19 protein-coding genes are annotated in these 17,268 nt (G+C 73.4%); 6 read left to right on the forward strand and 13 right to left on the reverse strand.

Annotation, left to right across the window (positions count from 1 at the left end; all coding sequences use genetic code 11):
• The 4 genes from Acit_RS09015 to Acit_RS09030 form a co-directional block, all read left to right on the forward strand.
• On the forward strand, window positions 1-524 hold a 524-nt coding region (locus tag Acit_RS09015; RefSeq protein WP_282436666.1), incomplete at its 5' end, for an alpha-isopropylmalate synthase regulatory domain-containing protein.
• Between the two features lie 115 nt (window positions 525-639).
• Complete coding sequence (locus Acit_RS09020; RefSeq protein WP_248108256.1) at window positions 640-1,386, forward strand: dienelactone hydrolase family protein; 747 nt, start codon at window positions 640-642, stop codon at window positions 1,384-1,386.
• Window positions 1,387-1,398: 12 nt separating this feature from the next.
• Window positions 1,399-1,674: a DUF6295 family protein gene (locus tag Acit_RS13100; RefSeq protein WP_312710409.1), complete on the forward strand. Its 276-nt coding sequence runs from the start codon at window positions 1,399-1,401 to the stop codon at window positions 1,672-1,674.
• 112 nt (window positions 1,675-1,786) lie between these two features.
• A complete protein-coding gene (locus Acit_RS09030) occupies window positions 1,787-2,053 on the forward strand; it encodes a hypothetical protein (RefSeq protein ID WP_248108378.1) in 267 nt (88 codons plus the stop codon).
• A gap of 85 nt (window positions 2,054-2,138) precedes the next feature.
• Here Acit_RS09030 and Acit_RS13645 read toward each other — a convergent pair whose 3' ends face one another.
• On the reverse strand, window positions 2,139-2,711 hold the full coding sequence (locus tag Acit_RS13645; protein ID WP_248108258.1) for a hypothetical protein: 573 nt from the start codon (window positions 2,709-2,711) through the stop codon (window positions 2,139-2,141).
• 111 nt (window positions 2,712-2,822) lie between these two features.
• On the opposite strand from Acit_RS13645, the gene csrA reads away from it, so the two are divergent.
• A complete protein-coding gene (gene csrA / locus Acit_RS13650) occupies window positions 2,823-3,143 on the forward strand; it encodes a carbon storage regulator CsrA (protein WP_312710414.1) in 321 nt (106 codons plus the stop codon).
• Here the strand turns inward: csrA and Acit_RS09045 are convergent.
• The 11 genes from Acit_RS09045 to flhA all read right to left on the reverse strand — a co-directional run bounded on the left by Acit_RS09045 (window position 3,104) and on the right by flhA (window position 12,978).
• On the reverse strand, window positions 3,104-3,601 hold the full coding sequence (locus Acit_RS09045; protein WP_248108260.1) for a flagellar assembly protein FliW: 498 nt from the start codon (window positions 3,599-3,601) through the stop codon (window positions 3,104-3,106). The two genes, csrA and Acit_RS09045, sit on opposite strands and share 40 nt — an antisense overlap.
• 16 nt (window positions 3,602-3,617) lie before the next feature.
• Window positions 3,618-4,589, reverse strand: a complete 972-nt coding sequence (locus Acit_RS09050) for a flagellin N-terminal helical domain-containing protein (protein ID WP_248108262.1) — start codon at window positions 4,587-4,589, stop codon at window positions 3,618-3,620.
• Window positions 4,590-4,681: 92 nt separating this feature from the next.
• The gene (gene flgK, locus Acit_RS09055; RefSeq protein ID WP_248108264.1) at window positions 4,682-6,082 is read right to left on the reverse strand and encodes a flagellar hook-associated protein FlgK; all 1,401 of its coding nucleotides are present in this window, start codon (window positions 6,080-6,082) and stop codon (window positions 4,682-4,684) included.
• A 34-nt stretch (window positions 6,083-6,116) separates the two neighbouring features.
• The gene (flgN, locus tag Acit_RS09060; RefSeq protein WP_248108273.1) at window positions 6,117-6,602 is read right to left on the reverse strand and encodes a flagellar export chaperone FlgN; all 486 of its coding nucleotides are present in this window, start codon (window positions 6,600-6,602) and stop codon (window positions 6,117-6,119) included.
• A 52-nt stretch (window positions 6,603-6,654) separates the two neighbouring features.
• Complete coding sequence (locus Acit_RS09065) at window positions 6,655-7,239, reverse strand: flagellar basal body-associated FliL family protein (RefSeq protein WP_248108275.1); 585 nt, start codon at window positions 7,237-7,239, stop codon at window positions 6,655-6,657.
• Window positions 7,236-7,991, reverse strand: a complete 756-nt coding sequence (locus Acit_RS09070; RefSeq protein ID WP_248108277.1) for an OmpA/MotB family protein — start codon at window positions 7,989-7,991, stop codon at window positions 7,236-7,238. The genes Acit_RS09065 and Acit_RS09070 overlap by 4 nt, the downstream gene beginning before the upstream one ends.
• The gene (locus tag Acit_RS09075) at window positions 7,958-8,776 is read right to left on the reverse strand and encodes a motility protein A (RefSeq protein WP_248108279.1); all 819 of its coding nucleotides are present in this window, start codon (window positions 8,774-8,776) and stop codon (window positions 7,958-7,960) included. Before Acit_RS09075 ends, Acit_RS09070 begins: the two co-directional genes overlap by 34 nt.
• Window positions 8,773-9,123: a flagellar FlbD family protein gene (locus Acit_RS09080; RefSeq protein WP_248108281.1), complete on the reverse strand. Its 351-nt coding sequence runs from the start codon at window positions 9,121-9,123 to the stop codon at window positions 8,773-8,775. Before Acit_RS09080 ends, Acit_RS09075 begins: the two co-directional genes overlap by 4 nt.
• 150 nt (window positions 9,124-9,273) lie before the next feature.
• On the reverse strand, window positions 9,274-9,747 hold the full coding sequence (locus Acit_RS09085) for a hypothetical protein (RefSeq protein WP_248108283.1): 474 nt from the start codon (window positions 9,745-9,747) through the stop codon (window positions 9,274-9,276).
• On the reverse strand, window positions 9,744-10,946 hold the full coding sequence (locus tag Acit_RS09090; protein WP_248108285.1) for a hypothetical protein: 1,203 nt from the start codon (window positions 10,944-10,946) through the stop codon (window positions 9,744-9,746). Before Acit_RS09090 ends, Acit_RS09085 begins: the two co-directional genes overlap by 4 nt.
• On the reverse strand, window positions 10,921-12,978 hold the full coding sequence (gene flhA / locus Acit_RS09095; protein ID WP_248108287.1) for a flagellar biosynthesis protein FlhA: 2,058 nt from the start codon (window positions 12,976-12,978) through the stop codon (window positions 10,921-10,923). The genes Acit_RS09090 and flhA overlap by 26 nt, the downstream gene beginning before the upstream one ends.
• A gap of 113 nt (window positions 12,979-13,091) precedes the next feature.
• On the opposite strand from flhA, the gene Acit_RS09100 reads away from it, so the two are divergent.
• Entirely contained in the window at window positions 13,092-14,348 is a 1,257-nt protein-coding gene (locus Acit_RS09100) for a glycosyltransferase (protein ID WP_376746041.1), read from the forward strand.
• Here the strand turns inward: Acit_RS09100 and Acit_RS09105 are convergent.
• Window positions 14,345-17,224: a glycosyltransferase gene (locus tag Acit_RS09105; RefSeq protein ID WP_248108291.1), complete on the reverse strand. Its 2,880-nt coding sequence runs from the start codon at window positions 17,222-17,224 to the stop codon at window positions 14,345-14,347. The two genes, Acit_RS09100 and Acit_RS09105, sit on opposite strands and share 4 nt — an antisense overlap.
• Window positions 17,225-17,268 lie beyond the last annotated feature (44 nt).

The following is a 17,268-nucleotide window of genomic DNA, read 5'->3' on the forward strand; positions in this document are numbered from 1 at the left end:
GCAAGGGCGGGGTGGCCTACATCATGAAGACCGAGCACGGCCTGGACCTGCCCCGTCGACTCCAGATCGAGTTCTCGGCAGCCATCCAGCACGTGACCGAGGACACCGGGACCGAGATCACTCCGGAGGAGATGTGGGGGGTCTTCGAACGGGAATACCTTTCGCCGCACCCCTCGATCGAGCTGGTCCGGCACCAGACCACCACCGAGGACCAGCAGGCCGAGGTGGCCGTGACCCTGCGGGTCGACGGGGAGGTCCGGGAGGCCCGGGGCCGAGGGTCGGGGCCGGTGGCCGCGTTCGTCCACGCCCTGAACAGCGCCCTCGGGACCGACCTGGAGGTCACGGACTACGCCGAGCACGCCCTCCAGGCCGGCTCGGAAGCGACGGCCGCCGCCTACGTCGAGGCGCGCAGCCAAGACGGCGTCCGCTGGGGGGTGGGCATCGACCAGAGCATCCTCGCGGCCTCCTACAAGGCGGTCCTGAGCGCCCTGGGCCGCCTCGAGCGCCTGGCCCCCGAGGGCTGAGCGTCCCCAGGGGTGGGCCTCGGGCCGAGGGGTGACAGCCACGGCTCCGAGCCGTTAGGGTCTCTCACGATCTTTGACCCGAGGGGGGTCTACGGCGGCCGGAGAAGGAGGGACCATGCGCTACGAGGGCATCCTGGCGGAGACGGTGCGGATCCAGGGCCACGGTGGCGACGAGATCGCGGCCTACCTGGCCCGTCCCCTCGGTCCGGGCCCGTTCCCGGGGGTGCTGGTCGTCCACCACATGCCCGGCTGGGACCAGGCGACAAAGGAGATCACCCGGACCTTCGCCGTGCACGGCTACAACGCCATCTGCCCGCACCTGCACTTCCGGGAGGGGCCCGACGCCAGCCCCGACGACGCCGCGGCGGCCTCCCGGGCCGCCGGCGGGGTGCCCGACGAGCGGTTCCTCGGGGACGCGGCGGGCGCCATCCAGGCCCTGCGGATGCTGCCGACCTCGAACGGCAAGGTCGGGGTCATCGGCTACTGCTCCGGTGGCCGCCAAGCCTTCCTGGCGGCCTGCAGCCTGCCGGTGGACGCCTGCGTGGACTGCTACGGGGCGTTCGTGGTGGGCACCCCGCCGCCCGAGATGCCCATGAAGGTGACCCCGCTCACCGACCGGGTCCAGGACCTGCGGTGCCCGGTCCTCGGCCTCTTCGGCCAGGAGGACAAGTTCCCGAGCCCCGAGCAGGTCGAGGAGCTCCGGGGCCTTCTGACCACCCACGGCAAGACCTTCGAGTTCCACTCCTACGAGGGGGCCGGCCACGCCTTCTTCGCTGTGGACCGGCCGAGCTACCGGCCTGAGGCGGCGGTCGACGGCTGGCAGCGGATCTGGGCGTTCTTCGGCCAGCACCTGGCAGCCTGAGAGGAGCGGGCGGTGTGCACCTACGTGACCGAGCGGACGAGCGTGGTCGGATCGGGCAAGGGCCCCGAGGGGTGGTTCCGGCTGTCCCACGCCACGGTCTACTTCGACCATCCGTTCCACGCCCCGCTGGAGCACTCGTTGAACATCGACTTCGTCGACGAGCAGGCCGGGCCGGGGAAGCGGGTGGCGGTCGAGCTCAGCCCGGCGTCGGCTCGGGCCCTGGTGGCCTGCATCGAAGCGGCCCTGGCCGCCGCCGGTCCCCTGGCCGACGGGGCGGAAGGCAGTTGACGCCACCCCTGACCCGGCGGTAAGACTACGGAGCGTGGGGAGTGCTCGGGAAGGCGGAAACCCGGGCCCGAAGGCTCGGCGGCACCGGCTGGAGGCCGGAACGGAGGGAGCGATGGAACGCTGCGGGGGGATCGCCGTCGTCCACCTCGACGGGAGCTTCGCCGCTTGCACCGAGGAGCTGCTGGGTCGGCCCTGTGCCGGCCCGGGGGCCCCGCACGCCGAGGAGGTCTCCTGCGAGGCCCTGACCGGCCCGGGCGGGTGCGAGCACTGCGAGGTGGTGTACCAGGCCGAGAGCCTCTTGGCCGGGAACAGCTGGCGGAGCCACGTGGCGGCGGCCGAAGAGGTCCCGCCGCCGTCGTGGCTGCCGCCGGGCGCATAGCGCCCGTCCACTGACTGGCCAGCGCGCTCGACTCCGTGCCGGGGCCGGGCGTCGTAGGTCTGGCTCTCCGGCCAGGAGGTGCAGCTCACCCCGCGTGGCCGGTGCTCGTCCCCGCGGCGTGGGCAGCGGTGGTCGATCGGGCGTCCTGCAGATCGGCGAGAAGGGCGGTGGCTGCTCGATTGGTGGCCTGGGCCAGGGTCTCGAGACCCTGGCGGGCCAAGGTGGCATCGTAGGCCTGGACGGTCGGGGCCGCGACGAGGGCGGCCAGGCCGCCCTGGAGGCTCTGGAGATCGCTCAGGAGCTCCTGGCGCTGCAGGGTGACGGCTGGGGGCACCTGGAGGCTGCGGGCGGTGTGCGCGAGGCCCGCCCAGGCCGCGTCCAGCTGGCGGTCGACCGCCTGCACGCAGGCCAGGCGGCCGGGCCGGCCGGGGGCTGGGCAGTGGCTGGCCTGCCGCTCGGCGCTGGCTACGGCGTCGCCGGTGGCGGTCAGGGCGGCTTGGAGGGCCCGGACAGTGGGCGAGCCGGTGCTGGCGGTCGGCCGGGGGGCGTGGTGGCTCGCCCCGGTGAGCTCGCCCCGGAACCCGAGGACGGCAAGGCCCGTCCCGACCAGGCCGACGACGGCCGCCAAGCGCCAGGAACGGGGGCGGGTTCGGGCCACGACCTATACTCCCGAGCGCCGACCGGCCGGGAGGGGGAGTGGACGCCGGCGGGAGCGGCCCCGGCCGCCAAGAGGAGGCCGGGACACGAGCTGACGAAGGGAAGCGGGGCCGTGCTCGTACTCAGCCGCCGGACGCGGGACTCCATCGTGATCGGCCACGACATCGTCGTGACCGTCTTGTCCATCGGTCGGGACCACGTCCGGCTGGGCATCGAGGCCCCACCCGAGGTGCAGGTCCATCGGGAAGAGGTCTACCGGGCCATCCAGGAGGCCAACCGCGCGGCTGCTGCGACCTCGGGGGACGAGGCCGCCCTGGCGGACCTGGCCCGGGCTGCCCGGGGAGAACCGGGGACGGCCGCCCCGAGCGAGCCGGCTCCCCCGGCCGCAGCGCCTCACGCCGAGGCGCCGACCAAGGGCTCGGCGACGCCGTAGCCCGAGTCGAGCTGGACCACCTGGCCGGCCTGGCCGGTCCGGCGGTGGACGACCAGGGGACCGAGGAGGTTGGCCGTCGGCGCCTGGCCGGGCCGCAGGGTCACGAGCACCAGGACCTCAGCGTCCTCCGCGGCCCGGAGCCCGAGCCGGCTGGCCCAGTCCTCGTCCACCTCGACCCGGTAGTCGGGGAAGAGCAGGCCCGGGGGCACCACCGTGAACCCCAGGCCCGGCTGGTCCAGGCTCTGCAGGCGGGCGAAGGGCGCGAGCGCGGGGCCGAGGGGTTCCAGGGCGAAGGCGCGGGCCTCGGGGAACCCCGGGAGGCCGTGCTCGAAGTGGAGGACTGGCGGGATCCCCACCTCGGCCAGCGCACCGGCCCCGCCGGCGTCGGGGGGTGCCGGTGGCTCCCCGGGCGCAAGCGGACTGCCGGTGCGGGCCAGGGGGGTGATGACGGTGGGCACAGGGGTCCTCCGAGGGTCAGGGGAGCAGGAAGTTCGCGAGGGAGGTCTGGGCGGTCTGGGCAGTGGCCCAAAGCGCCTGCTGGTAGGCCTGCTGGGCCTCGGCCAGCTGGGTGCTGACCTGGGGCAGGTTCACGTTCTGCACCGCGCCGAGCTGGTCCTGGAGGGCCTGCTGAGTGGCGGTGGCCTGCTCCGAGAACGCCTGCATGTTCTGGTAGGCGGCACCCAGCTGGGCAGCGGCGTTCTCCATCTTGCCGAGGAAGGACTGAACGGGTGAGAGAAGGCTCTGCGCGCCGGAGAGGTTCCCGGCATTGAGCGCCCCGCTGATCTGCGCCAACAGACCGTTCGTCCCGAGTAGGCCAGAAGCCGCGCTCGACTGCAGATTCGAACCGGTGATCGGCGGAGTGGTCGAGGAACTGGACCCAAAGACCTGGTCGCCGGTGATGGCGATCTGGACCTGGGTGCCGGGGGCCACGGTCCGAGTGGGGATGGTCGAGCCCCCTTGGTAGGCGCCATTGTTGAACGGCGGTTGGCTCGAGGTCCCCGAGAAGATGTACTGCCCGTCGTACTGCGCGTTGGCCAGGCCGGCGAGTTGCTGCTCGGCCGAGTTGATCTGGTCAGCGATCCCAGTGATGGCCGCTTGCTGACCGGAGAGGGCGCTGCCGGAGATGGACTCGACCGCCTGGGCCACCCCTTGGAGCACCGAGATGGCCTGGTTGACCGTGGAGACCCCTTCTTTGAGCCAGCCGAGGCCGTTGTTCGCGTTCGACACGTACTGCTGCGCCCGGGCGACCGAGGCGCCAAGCGTCATGACCTCATAGGTGCCCGCCGGGTTGTCCGAGGGCTGGTTGATGGTGGACCCGGTGGCGATCTGCTCCTCGAGGTTCGCCTGCTGGGTCTGGGCGGTGGCGATGTCGGCGACGAGGCCCTGGGCGATGGTGAGAGGGGTGGGGACGAGGGCCGGTGGCGTGGCCGAGGAGATCATGGTCATGGTCGGCTCCCACGGGTTCGGTCGGGGATCGGGTCGCCCACCTCGGGGCGCCCGTGCTTGCCTTCGGTCGAAGCAGGGTGACGGCCCACGGCTCAGACCGCCTGGATGAGGGACTGGAGCATCTGGTTCGCGCTGTTCACCACGTCGGCTGACGCCTGGTAGGCGTGCTGGTAGGAGAGCATGGCGATGAGCTGCTGGCTGGTGTTCACCCCGGCGATCTCCTCCAGGTTCTGCTGCGCCGCGGTCGCCACCGACGTGGCGGTCTGCACCGTCGCGTTCTGCTGCTGCACCGTGCTGCCGATCTGCTGGATCAAGGTGTTGTAGTCGGCGTTCGGGTTGCCTGCTGTTTTGAGAGACGTACTCCCTGCGGGCGTGTAGCTGATCGGGCCGGTCTGGGCGGAGCCGGCCTCGGCGATGGCCTGGGCGTTGGCTCCGTTCGCGCTCGTCCCGGAACCACCGACCGAGGACACTGCCAGGGTGCCTTGCGGATCTGCCACGACCGTCGGGTTCACCGACAAGGTGGCGGCGGTGATCCCGGTGGTCGTCGCGTTCGGCCCCGAGGTGCCGGCGAGGACGAAGAGCGGGTCGCCGGCCATCCCGGTCGTCGTCGTGTACCCCTGGCTGAGCAGGCCGTCCACCGCGGACGCCAGGTCCTGGGCGGTGGCGTCGAGCTGCTGCTGGATCCCCGGCAGATCGCTGTTCAGGGATTGGAGCAGGCCCCCGGCGCTGCCCCCGACGCTGCTCAGGGCGACGGACTGCTGGACGGCCAGGCTGGTGGCGGTGGTGTCCTGGACGAGGGTGATGCCGCCGACGGCCAGGGTGACGGTGCCGTTGGGCTGGTCGGTGGCCTGGACCCCGAGGTCCTTCGCCAGCTGGCTCACGACCTGGTTCCGCTGGTCGACGAGGGCGTTCGGGGAGGCACCGGAGGAGGCGACGGTGACGATCTGGCCGTTGAGCTGGGCGACCTGGGCGAGGAGGGTGTTGTCCTGGGCGACGAGGCTCGACAGTCGGCTCGACGCGTCGGCCCCGGCCTGGGCGAGCTCCTGGGCGGTCTGGTTGAACGTGGTGGCCAGACCCTGGGCCTGCTCGACCACCTGGGTGTAGGGGGCGGGGGAGGTCGGGTTCTGGTCGATGGCGTCCCAGGCGTTCCAGAAGGAGGCCAGCTGGCTGGAGATCGCCCCGCTGCCGTTGGGCTCGGGGAAGAGGCTCTGGATCTGCTGGAGGACCTGCTGGCGGGCGGTGGCCTGCGCCAGGTTGGCCTGGGCCTGGTTGTCGACCGTCTGGGCCAGCTGGGCGGGGACCTGGCTGATGCCGAGGACCTCGACCCCCGAGCCGACCCCGTTGGGCCCAGGGACGGGCATGGTGGTGAGGTTCGGGGTCTCGGCCACATAACCCGGCGTGGTCGCGTTCGCCAGGTTCTCCGAGACTGTGTCCATGCCCGTCTGCTGGGCCGCGAGGGCCGAGGCGGCGATCTCCAGGCTGAGGTTGCTCATCGGGTCCTCTGTCCTCCGGAGGCTGGCAGGCGGGTCAGGCCCGGGTGTCGACCAGGACCGCTTCGGGCCGGGACCGCGGCCGGTGGGCGGATTGGGGGGTGCCGAGCAGCGGCGAGGCGCCGAGCAGGGCCAGGGCGTCGCTCGTCGCGGCCAGCTGCTGGGCGAGGAGCTGGCGGAGCTGGTCGGCGAGGCGGTCCACCGTCCCGAGCTGCTCGAGGAGGGTCGAGCGCAGCTCGAGGAGGGGCGCTCGCTCCTCCGGGTCGAGCCGCTCGGCCACTGCCCGGAGGGGCGCGCCGGGTTCGAGACCCACGGCGGGGGCCAGCTCGGCGAGGATCTCGACCCGGCGCTGCTCGGCGGCCTCCAGGCGGACGAGGGCCGTCTGGAGGCTGGCGGTGGCCCGGGCCAGGTGGCGGGCCCGGCCGGCCCCGGCGAAGAGCAGGGTCTGTTCCAGGGAGAAGGTCAGGTCCTCGAGGGCCTCCCGGGTCTCCCAGAGCACGAAGGTCAACTGGTCGACGGCCATGGCTCTGGTATCGGCAGGCCGGTGCCCGAGGTGTAGGGCGAGCCTGGCCGGCTTACTGCTGGAGGACGAAGCTGCCGGTGAAGAGGACCTGGACCACCTGGGGCGAGCCGTCCACCGGGCCGAGGATCTGCTGGATCCGCGCCAGCATGGCCTGCTGGGCGGCGGCCCGGCCGCTCGGGGAGAGGAGCTGGGCGTAGGTGTCGGAGCCGAGGACCGAGATGACGGCGTTCTCGATGGCAGGCTCGTCCTTGGTCAGCTCCTTGCTGTTCGCCACCGTCGTGAGCTGCAGAGCGATGCCGGTCTGCACCAGTTTGCCGTCGGCGGTGGTGACGGTGATGGGGGAGGTCGTCGGGAGGGGGTAGACGACGCCGTCCGGGGCCGGGTGACCGGGCTGGTAGTGGGGCTTCAAGAACAGCCCCTTCTCCTTGAAGCCGATCAGGGCGAGGAGGACGACGGCGCCGATGAGCAGGGGCAGCTTCTTCTTCTTGGGCTTGCCCTCGGCAGCATCGTCCTTCTCTTTGCTCTTCCCCTTGGCGGCCTTCGGGTCGCTGGCCGGAGCCGGCCCGGCCGGGCGTTGCTCCCGGGTCGGCCAGCTTCGGGGGGCCTGGGGTGGGGTGGCAGGGCTCGGCATGCTCATGGTTGTTGTTGTCCTGGTCCGAGGATCACGATGTCGACCCGGCGGTTGCGGGCCATGTTCGCCGGGGTGGTGTTCGGCGCCACCGGGTGGGTGCTGCCGAAGCCCAGGGCGACCAAGCGGTTGTGGTTGATGCCGTCGACCTTGTAGAGCCGGACGACGACGTTGACCGCCCGCATGGCCGAGAGCTCGGTGTTCGTGGTGTAGGGGCCGCCGATGATCGGCTCGTCGTCGGTGAAGCCCTCGACGTCGATGGCGTTCGTGTCCGTGCGGAGCACCGAGGCGATGGTGTCGACCACCTCGTCCCCGGCCGGGCCGAGGCTGGCCGAGTCGATGGCGTAGAAGACCTTGTCCGAGAGGATCTGGACCACGAGACCCTGCTTGGAGATGGTCTCGGTGGCAAGACCCGAGAGGCCCTTGGCGGCCAGGGCCGCCTGGATCTGCTGGTCGATGGTGCTGAGGGGCTGCTGGCCAGGACTGGCCGAGGTGCTGGACGAGGCGGTGCTCGACTGGCTGCTGTTGCCAGGTTGGGTCGCCGAGGCGGTCTGGCTGCCGGCGGTGGGGATGAGCGAGGCGTTCTGGAGCAGGCCGTTCGAGCTGGGCAGGAGGCCCGGGTTCGGGTTGAAGGTCTCCCGGAGGCCAAGGGCCAGGGCCTCGAACTTCTTCTGGTTGATGGTGGAGACGGCGAAGAGGACGATGAAGAGGGCGAGCAGCAGGGTGATCATGTCGGAGTAGGTGAGCAGCCAGCGCTCCATGCCAGCCGCCGGTTGGGCCGTTCCTGGCGGTCCTTCGGGGAGAGGTAGGCCTGGAGGCGGGCGTGGACCATACGGGGACTGGACCCGGCCTGGACGGCCAGGAGGCCCTCGAGGATCATCCGCTTGCCGTGGATCTCCAGCTCGCTGGCCCGCTTGAGCTTGTTCGAGATCGGCAGCCAGACGATGTTGGCCAGCATGACCCCCCAGAGGGTGGCCGTGAAGGCCGAGCCGATCGCCGGGCCGATCTCCGAGACATTGTTCAGCGAGCCGAGCACGTGGATGAGGCCGACCACCGTGCCGATGATGCCGAGGGTCGGGGAGAAGCCCCCCATGTCGGTGAAGAACTTCGCCCCCATCTTGTGGCGCTCCTGGATCGCCGCGATCTCCCCCTCGAGGATCTCCTGGATCTCCTCGGCGTCCACGCCGTCGACGGTCAGCTCGATGCCCTTCTTGAAGAACGGGTCGTCGACCTCGCTCGCCGCCTTCTCCAGGGCGAGGAGCCCCTCGGAGCGGGCCAGCTCGGCCAGGTGGACCATGCGCTGGATCTGGTCGTCAGGGGTCTCCTCGGGGGTCCCGATGGCCTGCTTCACGACCGCCTTCACGTTCTTCACGTCGCTTTTCATGAAGCCGGCGGCCGAAGCCATGAGGGTGCCGCCCAGGACCAAGATGATCGGTGAGGGCTTGAAGAGCACGGCCGGGTTCGAGCCGTCCATCGTCATGGCCACGAAGATGGCGGCCAAGGCGCCCACGATGCCGATGACCGTCATCCGGTCGAGCTTCGTCATCGGGCCGCTCCCTTCGGCGGCACCGGCGGCTCGGCCGGGGCGAGCAGACGCAGACGGGGCTCGACACCCGAGCCCGGCGGGGAGGGGACCGTGGCACCGTCGGGGCTCTCGGACGCGGTGGCGGCGGATCGGGCGCCGGCCGCGGTGGCCGCCACGTGGCCGGCACGGGCGAGGATCTCTGCCCGCTGCTGCAGGACCGCTGCGACGACCTGCTCGAGGGTCTCGGCCACCACGTAGCGGCTGCCGGTCACCAAGGTGACCACCGTGTCCGGTGTGGCTTCCACCCGCTCGATGAGGTCCGGGTTCAAGGCGAACCGTGCCCCTTGCAGGCGCGTCAGCGAGATCATCCGTGCTCCCCTGGCGCTGTCGGACGGTCGACACCGCCCCGCATGCACAGCATCGGCACGCAGGGTGGTGCCCTTGAGGGGCGAGGACGCACGGCGCGTGGAGGCCCGCTGGGCGGCGGGTCTGGTGCAGGCAAGGGGACGGGGCGAAGGTCAGCCGATGGCCGCTCCTTGCGGTGGTCCCGGGCGGGTGGGAGCGGACGGGGGGGCCGGGGTCGGCACCGGACCGGACGCCACGGCCGGGCCGCTCGGGGCGCCGGGCTGGCTTCCGGGGTTCGTGGGGCTCGAACCGCCCGGGCCGAGCGTCGCCTCGGCGGCGCGCCGCCGGGCTTCTTCGAGGAGCCGGCGCGCCGTCTCCTGGCGGGCCTGGTGCTCGTAGCGGCGGAGCAGGCCCCCGACCCCGGCAGCGGCCGCCCAGACCAGGAGCAGCGCCACGAGGAACCGGACCAGGGCATCGGTGGCCGGCACGGCACCGTCGAGGACCCCTGGGGCCATGGGGAGGCAGAGCAGGATGGCGACCGCCACCACGAGGCCCGGCCGGGCCACCCCGGCGCTGGCCGTCTCGGTCCCCGCCGAGCCCCGGCGGGCCGAGCGGCTCGCACCGTCCGAGCTGCCCGCTGCCTTCATCCCTCGACCAGCTCCTCGAGCAGCCGGGCCCAGTCCTCGGCCCCGAAGGCCCGGCCGTCGGCCACGAGGACGGGCAGGCCGAGTCGGAGCACGCTGGCTGGGCTGCTCGTCGCCCGTAGGCCGGTGACGCACAGACCACGGAGGCCCAGGTCGCCAGCCCAGCTGGCCACGTCCTCGGGCTTGTCGGTGGCGGCCACCATCCCGAGGGCGCAGGTCGGCGCCAGGGCGGTCAGGGCCTCCTCGGCGCGTCGCCGGTCCCGCGGGGCGTAGCCGGCGTCGAGCACCACCAGGCGGGGCCGCGTCCCCCGGGCGCCCCGAGACGCCTGCGGGGACGGCTCGCCGCGCGTCGAGGCGAGCGGCTGCTCGAGCAAGCGGCCATCGGCGCGCAGGACGGTGCAGTGCCCGGGCGGCTCGGGGAGGAGCCGGCCGAGGGCCCGGGCAGCGCCGAGGCCAAGCCGGCGAGGCCCGACGAGGACTGTCAGGTCCGTCGGCCCGGGGAGCGGGGGAGCGGGGGGCAGGTGGGAGAACAGCTCGGCCAGGGCCTCCCGCAGGCTCCGGCCCGCCTCCACAGCCCCGACGACGGCCTCGGCGTCCAGATCGGCCAAGCCGGCCCGGCGCAGGCGGCAGTCCAGGACCGGGTTCGAGAGACCCGGGCGAGCGGGGGTCGGCGGAGCGACGCGGGGTCGCCTCGGCCGCGCCGGTCGGGCCTGGGCCGGTCGGACTGGCGTCGGTCGAACCGGGGAGTGCTCGACCGGCGGCGCAGGGGGTTCAGCCAGGGCGGCGGCGGCCTCGGCGAGCAGCGCCGCGAAGGCCCCGGGGCCTGGCTCGGGTGGCGACTCGGGTGCTGGTCGGGGGACCGGGTCGAGGGCAGGGGCGGGGTCGGGAGCGGGCAGGGTGGCGAGGAGAGCGGGGGTCGGCTTCGGCTCGAAGTGGTCGCTGGCCGCGTCGGCCAGGGCAGCGAAGGGGTCGGGGCTCGGGGCGAGACGCTGGCCGAGCCGGGAGGCCGGCGCGGGCCCGGCCGGCGGGTCGGGTGGGGCGACCGTGAGGCGGTAGAGGAGCCGACCGGCCGGGCTGCGGAGGCTGCGGCGACGGGTCCGCTCGGCCTGGAGGATGGTGGCGGCGGGCCCGAGCTCCCGGCGGATCCGCTCCAGGAGGGGCTGGAGCTCGGGGCCTTCAAACTGCTGCGGCTGGGCTGGCAACGTTCACCACTCCGATCCGTTCGATCTTGAGGTGGGGGGCGAGCTCGTGGACCGACAGGACGGCCAAGCGGGGGGCGACGGCCGAGAGGAGGCGGTGGAGGGCGGGCCGGAGGCGGGAGGCGCAGAGCACGACCGCTTCCCGGCCTTGCTGCTCGACTTGGCGGATGAGCCCCTGGATCTCCTGGGCCAGGGCCTCGAGGGTCTCGGGCGGGGCGGCGAGCACCGACCCGTCGTCGCCGGGCCGCACCGCCTCGGTGAGGGTCCGCTCCAAGCGGGGATCCAAGGTGACCACCGCCAGGACCCCGTCGGTAGCGTACTGGCTGGAGATGGCCGGGCCGAGGGCCGCCCGGGCTGCTTCGATCAGGGCCTCGTGGTCCTTCGTGCCTGAGAGGCGGGCCCGCTCGGTGACCGCCTGGACGATGGAGACCAGGTCCCGGATGGCGACCCCCTCGTCGAGCAGCCCGGCGAGGACCCGGTGGAGGTCGGTGAGGGTGACCTGGGCGGCGGCCATCTCCTCCACGAGGGCCGGGTCGGTCTGCTTGAGGCTGTCGAGCAGGACCCGGACCTGCTGGGCGCTGAGGAGCCGGCCGGCGTTCGCCGTGGCCACCTCGCCGAGGTGGGTGGTGACGACCGAGGAGCGGTCGATGACGGTCGCCCCGGCCACGAGGGCCTGGTGCCGCAGCTCGGTCGGGATCCACTTCGCGGGCAGGCCGAAGACCGGCTCAGTGGTGGTCCCCCCGGGCAGGCGGTCGATGCCCTCGCCGATGGCAAGGAGCCGACCGGGCGGGGCGGTGCCCCGGGCCACTTCGACGCCCTGGAGGCGGATGGCGTAGGCGTGGTCCGGCAGGGAGAGGTTGTCGCGGGTGCGGACCGGCGGGACGAGGACGCCGCGCTCTTGGGCCAGCTTGTGGCGCAGGGCCTTCACCCGGGCCAGGAGGTCCCCGCCCCGCTCGGGGTCCACCAGGTCGATGATGGTCGGGGCGAGCTCGAGCTCCAGGGGTTCGACCCGGGCCGCCGCCGCCAGGGCCTGGGGGGTGTCGAGGACCGGCTCAGCCTCGGCGGGCTCGGCCTCCGCCCCCTGCTCGGCTCGGGTCTCCTGGCGGGCGAGGCGGCGTCCGAGGAAGACGACGGCCCCGCCGGTCATGAGGAAGGGGATGTTCGGCAGGCCCGGCACGAGGCCCATGACGAGGAGCACCGCCCCGGCGATGGTGACCGCCCGGTGCTGGCGGCGGACCTGGGAGAGCAGGTCCGAGCCGAAGTCCTCCTCGTCGGTGGCGGCCCGGGTGACCACGATGCCCGTGGCGATGGACATGAGGAGGGCCGGGATCTGGGAGACCAGGCCGTCGCCGACCGAGAGCAGGCTGTAGGTGTGGACCGCCTGGGTGACCGAGAGGTGCTTCTGGACGATGCCGACCCCAAGGCCCCCGAGCAGGCTGATGGCCACGAGGACCACCGCGGCGATGGCGTCGCCTCGGACGAACTTCGAAGCCCCGTCCATGGCCCCGTAGAAGTCGGCCTCGTTCGCGATCTCCTGCCGCCGCCGGCGGGCCTCCTCCTGGTCGATGAGCCCGGCGTTCAGGTCCGCGTCGATGGCCATCTGCTTGCCGGGCATGGCGTCCAAGGTGAAGCGGGCCGCCACCTCGGCTACCCGGCCCGCCCCGGAGGTCACGACGACGAACTGGATGACGATGATGACCAGGAACACCACGAGGCCCACCACCAGCTGGCCGCCCACCACGAAGTGGCCGAACGCCTCGACCACCGAACCGGCGTTCGCGTGGAGGAGGATGAGCCGGGTGATGGAGACGTCCAGGGCCAAGCGGAACAGCGTGGCGACCAAGAGGACCGAGGGGAAGACCGAGAAGTCCAGGGGCCGCTTCACGTGCATGGTCATGAGCAGGACCACGACCGCCCCGGTGATGTTCGCCGAGATCAACAGGTCGACCACGATCGTCGGCATGGGCACGACCAGCATGACCACGATGAGGATCACGCCGGTCGGGACGCCGATCAGGCCGAAGCGCTTCTGCATGGCACCGTTTCTCGAAGGACGCGGGCGGGCTCAGGGCAACGGGCCGGTCCGTGGCCTCCTCGTGGTGCCGTCCTGGCTGACCGTCCGAGGTATCGGCTGCGTCGGGCCCAGGGTTGAGCGGCTGCGCCGGTCAAGGTCGAGGGGCCCGGGTGGTCGAGGGGAGCTGGCCGGCGAGCTTCGGGGCGGCCCGGAACGCCGCGGTGCGGCACTGCCGGGGACGGTGGGTGCTCATGGTGGACGCCGACGAAGAGGCCCGCTGCCCGGATCCCCAGGCGGTGCGCCGAGTGCTTGCCGACGCCCCCGGGGCCGCGGTGGCCTTCTGGGTCCCCATCGACAACCGGACCGGCCTGGGCCTGGGGTCGGGCTACGCCCACGCCGCCAGCCGCCTCTACCGCCGGGGCCGCTGCGAGTGGCGGGGCCGGATCCACGAGCAGCTCGTTGATCTCGCCACCGGCCAGCTCGCCCCCACTCTCCGGGTGCCCGGGCTGCGGCTGGCCCACGACGGCTACCTGGCCACCGTCGAGGTGGCCCGGGGGAAGATCGAGCGGAACGTGGCGCTCGCCCGGGCGGAGGTCGAGGACCCCTCCCTCGGGGACCGGGGCGTGGCCCTGGTCTGGCTCGGCCGGGCCCTTTGGGCGGCCGGGGAGCTCGAGGAGGCCTTGGCGGCCCTCCGGGACGGCAGCGCCGAGGCCGGCGTCCCCTCGGCCCGACGGCTGGGTCTCCAGGGGGCCTGCGAGGTCGCCCTGCTCCTCGGCCAGCTCGACGAGGCGGAGCGCCTCGCCCAGGCGCTCCGGCGGGCGTCGGTCCGCCCTGCCGTGCCGGACTGGCTCGAGGCTCGGGTCGCCCTGGTGGCCGGCGACCCGGCTCGGGCGGTCGCCCTCCTCGACCCCTACCTCGAGTCCGGGGCGGAGGGGGACGACGGCCGGCAGGTGGGGCCGAAGGAGGCCCTCGAACCCTGGGTGGAGGCGATGCTGGCCCTCGGGCGAGCCGACGAGGCCGCCGCCCGCCTCCTGACGAGGCTGGAACAGGGGCTGGGCCTCGAAGTGCGCCTCGAGGTGGTGGTCCGAGCCGTGCGGGGCGCCGGTCGGCCCCTTCGGGAGCTGGCGGCGGTGCTGCCCCTTGCGGAGCCTGAGGCCCTCGTGGCCGGCGCGCTCCACGGACTTGAGCCGAAGGACGCGAGCAAGCTGCTCGAAGCCCTGCTCGACCGGGTCCACCACGAGGCGGCTGCCAGCCAGCAACCGTTGGTGGTGCGGACCGAGGGGGCGCTGCTCGCGGGGGCGGCCTGGCTGGTCGCCCGCCTGGACCCGGCGACGGCCGAAGGCTGGCGCCGGGTGCTGTTGGACAGGGGACTGGCCGGGCTCCTGGCCTAGGCCCAGGCCAGGGCTGGTTCGTCGGCGCCCTGCTGAGCGTCGGAGGTCTCGCCGTCGCTCCCCGCGACGGGCGTCGTCGACTCGTCCGCGGTCGGGGGGAGGCCGGCTCGACGGCGGTCGAGGCGGGGATCCCGGGCAGCCCGGAGCAGCACGGCCTCGGGGGCGAAGGCCAGGGCCGAGCCGGCGGCCCGCAGGTGGTCGGCGAGGCGGGCGAGCGCGGCGAGCGGGCCTGGGACCGTGTCGTCCTCGGCCGGGAGGGCGTCCCGCAGCGCCTCGGCCGCCCCGAGGAGGAGGTCCCGTCGGCAGGCGAAGGCCGCCGGGGCCGGGGCGTCGGGCGGGCCGAGCTCGGCCAGATCCGGGTCCCGACCAGGGCGACCGGCACCGCGAGGTTCGAGACGGGCCGGCAAGGTCCCGTCGCCCTCGGCACCGTCCTCGGGGGGTTCGGGCTCGACCCACTGGGAGCCGGCGGACCAGACGGTCCCGTCGACGTCGAGCAGGAGCGGGGCGACCAGGCCGACGGTCGGGTCCTCGAAGGCCCGGTGGAGGGGGGCGAGCCAGTTCGGGGTGGCGAGGAGGTCGGGCTCGACGACCAGGACGACGGGGTTCCGGGCCGCGGCTGCGCCCGCCAGCCATGCGTCGGGCAGAGGGGTCTCGCGTGGCAGGTGAAGGGCCCGGACTGTCCCGTCGGGGGTGTCTTGCACCTGAGCGGTCGCGTCGGTCGAGCCCCGGTCGACGAGGATCACCTCGAGCGCCCCCGGCGGGGTCGAGCGGGTGACGCTGGCCAGGAGGCTGCTGAGCAGCGACGCGTCGTCCTGGCAGGGCACGACGAGGCTGACGCTGCGGGGCGGCAGGGGCTCGGGCCCGGGGATGGGGAAGTGGGTGACGAGCGCCGGGGCGAGGGGCGCGAGCTGGCTGGCCGCCAGGGGGTAACAGGCAACGGGGAGCTCGGTGGCGAGCTCCCTTGCGAGGTCCTCGGCGACCGGGTCCTGCAGGCGGGCCAGGACCCCGAGGGCGGCCGCTCGGTCGGCCACCGCGCGGTGCGGGGCGCGGAGCAGTGCCCGCAGAGGACAGGCCTCGGGGTATCCGGCTTGGCGGATCCGGGTCGACCAGACGAGCGCCCGCTCCACGGGGAGCTCTGCCGCGACGAGACCCGCCGTGGCAAGGACCTTGACCGGGGGGATCCGGCCCTTGGTCCAGAGGGCCTCGAGGACCAGGTCGCCGTGGGGGGGGTCGAGCTGTCGGACCTGGGCCATGAAGAGCTCGGCCTTCTCCGGCGGGATGGCCGGCGCCACCTCGTCGGCGGAGCGCCCGGCTCGCTCCAAGCACGCGAGGAGCTCGCCGAGGTGCGTGTCCAGGGTCCCTTCGGACCGGAGCACCTCGAGAAGCTGGTCGGCGGCCTCCGACCAGCGCTGCAGGCCGCTCAGCGCCTTGGCCCGCAGGGGGGCGAGCATGGCGAAGGAGAGCCGCTCTCCGTCCTCGTCGACGGCGGTCGGCCCGAGCGCGTCGAGACAGTCGAGGGCTTCCTGCCAGTGCTCTTTGGCCAGGGCGAGATCGGCGCGGAGGCGGAGGACCTGGACCGGGCTGGTGCAGGCCGCGGCGAGGCGTTCGATCCAGGCCTCGGCCTCGGCGAAGCGGTGCTCGTGGATCAGGGTGTTCGCGCCGGTCCGCAGGGCGAGGCGGCGCAGCGTCGGGGTCATGTCGGCCTCGCCGAGCGCCTCCTCGAGGGTGGCGAGCGTGGCGTCGACGTTCCCGGCAAGGTGGTGCGAGCGGGCGAGGGAGACGAGGGCGGTGGGGCGGAGCGGTCCGTCGACGGCCCTGGCGTCGGCTTCGGCGACCCGCAGGTTGCGCTCGGCCTTGTGGCGTTCGGCGAGCAGCTGGTCGGTGTAGCCGTAGTGGCGGAGGAAGGTGTCCTCGAGAAGCGCCTGGGTGATCTCGGGGCGGCCCTGTGTCCTTACGAGCTGCTCGTGGAGCTTGCCGACCCATCGGCACCGGGTCCGGCGGAACAGGCGGGCCGCTCGGTGCGAGAACCCTGCGCCGACCCCGGCGCCGGTCAGGTTCTCGATCTCGACCGACCAGGCGTCGATCTCGGGCTTGGTGCGTCGGAGCAGGGTGCGGAGCCCTTGGGGGTCCTCGCACACCAGGACCTCGTCGGCGTCCAGCCACAGCACCCACTCGCCACCGCAGCGGCGCACGGCGGCGTTGCGCGCCCGGGCGAAGTCGTCGTCCCAGTAGCCCTCGACCACCAGGGCCCCGAGGTCCCGGGCGATCTCGCGGGTCCGGTCGGTCGACCCGGTGTCGTAGACGACGATCTCGTCGACAACGGGGAGGATGGAGCGCAGGCACTGCTCGATGAAGCGTTCCTCGTCCTTCACGATGAGGCACCCCGAGAGGAACGCCGGGCGATGGCCAGGACCGCTGCCGTCCTCCCGGTCCCACAGGTCCCCTCGGCGCGGGTCGCGGCTCGGGAGCTCGAGGATGCGTCGGAGCGTCGTCTCGACTGCCTGCTCCCAGGAGGTCGCCGTCTCGGGGAGGCCACCGACGGCGAGGAACCCCTGGCGCTCGACGAGAAGCACGCCGTCCTCGACCAGCACGCCCCGGCCCGCTTGCGCCCAGGGGCGCTTCTCGCCGAGCCGTCCCAGAGCTGGCAGGTGCGCCCCGGGGTCGCTGGCCGGGGGCAGCAGCACCAGGTGGGAAGCGTCGACGAGGGCCGCGGCGTCGTTCAGCGCGCCGAGGGGCGAACGGCTCGAGGGCAGGAGAAGTCTCGGGGGTGGCGGCGGCCCGGGGTCGGGGCCGACGAGGAGCAGGGAGAACGGGGCCGGGAGGTCCAGCCAGCCTGCCGTGTGGGCGGCCTCCCCTGGGCAGTACAGGACGGGCACGGATCGAGGCACTGGCCTGGTATCGGCAGCGGCCAACGTTCGCT

It is taken from the genome of Aciditerrimonas ferrireducens (assembly GCF_023130475.1).
Lineage (GTDB): Bacteria > Actinomycetota > Acidimicrobiia > Acidimicrobiales > UBA8190 > Aciditerrimonas > Aciditerrimonas ferrireducens.

Bases quoted from the DNA above. Each gene is read 5' to 3' on its own strand.
- Acit_RS09020 (WP_248108256.1), top strand. From the start codon at position 640: ATGCGCTACGAGGGCATCCTGGCGGAGACGGTGCGGATCCAGGGCCAC.
- Acit_RS09030 (WP_248108378.1), top strand. From the start codon at position 1,787: ATGGAACGCTGCGGGGGGATCGCCGTCGTCCACCTCGACGGGAGCTTC.
- Acit_RS09050 (WP_248108262.1), bottom strand. From the start codon at position 4,589: ATGACCATGATCTCCTCGGCCACGCCACCGGCCCTCGTCCCCACCCCT.
- flgK (WP_248108264.1), bottom strand. From the start codon at position 6,082: ATGAGCAACCTCAGCCTGGAGATCGCCGCCTCGGCCCTCGCGGCCCAG.
- flgN (WP_248108273.1), bottom strand. From the start codon at position 6,602: ATGGCCGTCGACCAGTTGACCTTCGTGCTCTGGGAGACCCGGGAGGCC.
- Acit_RS09065 (WP_248108275.1), bottom strand. From the start codon at position 7,239: ATGAGCATGCCGAGCCCTGCCACCCCACCCCAGGCCCCCCGAAGCTGG.
- Acit_RS09070 (WP_248108277.1), bottom strand. From the start codon at position 7,991: ATGGAGCGCTGGCTGCTCACCTACTCCGACATGATCACCCTGCTGCTC.
- Acit_RS09075 (WP_248108279.1), bottom strand. From the start codon at position 8,776: ATGACGAAGCTCGACCGGATGACGGTCATCGGCATCGTGGGCGCCTTG.
- Acit_RS09080 (WP_248108281.1), bottom strand. From the start codon at position 9,123: ATGATCTCGCTGACGCGCCTGCAAGGGGCACGGTTCGCCTTGAACCCG.
- Acit_RS09085 (WP_248108283.1), bottom strand. From the start codon at position 9,747: ATGAAGGCAGCGGGCAGCTCGGACGGTGCGAGCCGCTCGGCCCGCCGG.
- flhA (WP_248108287.1), bottom strand. From the start codon at position 12,978: ATGCAGAAGCGCTTCGGCCTGATCGGCGTCCCGACCGGCGTGATCCTC.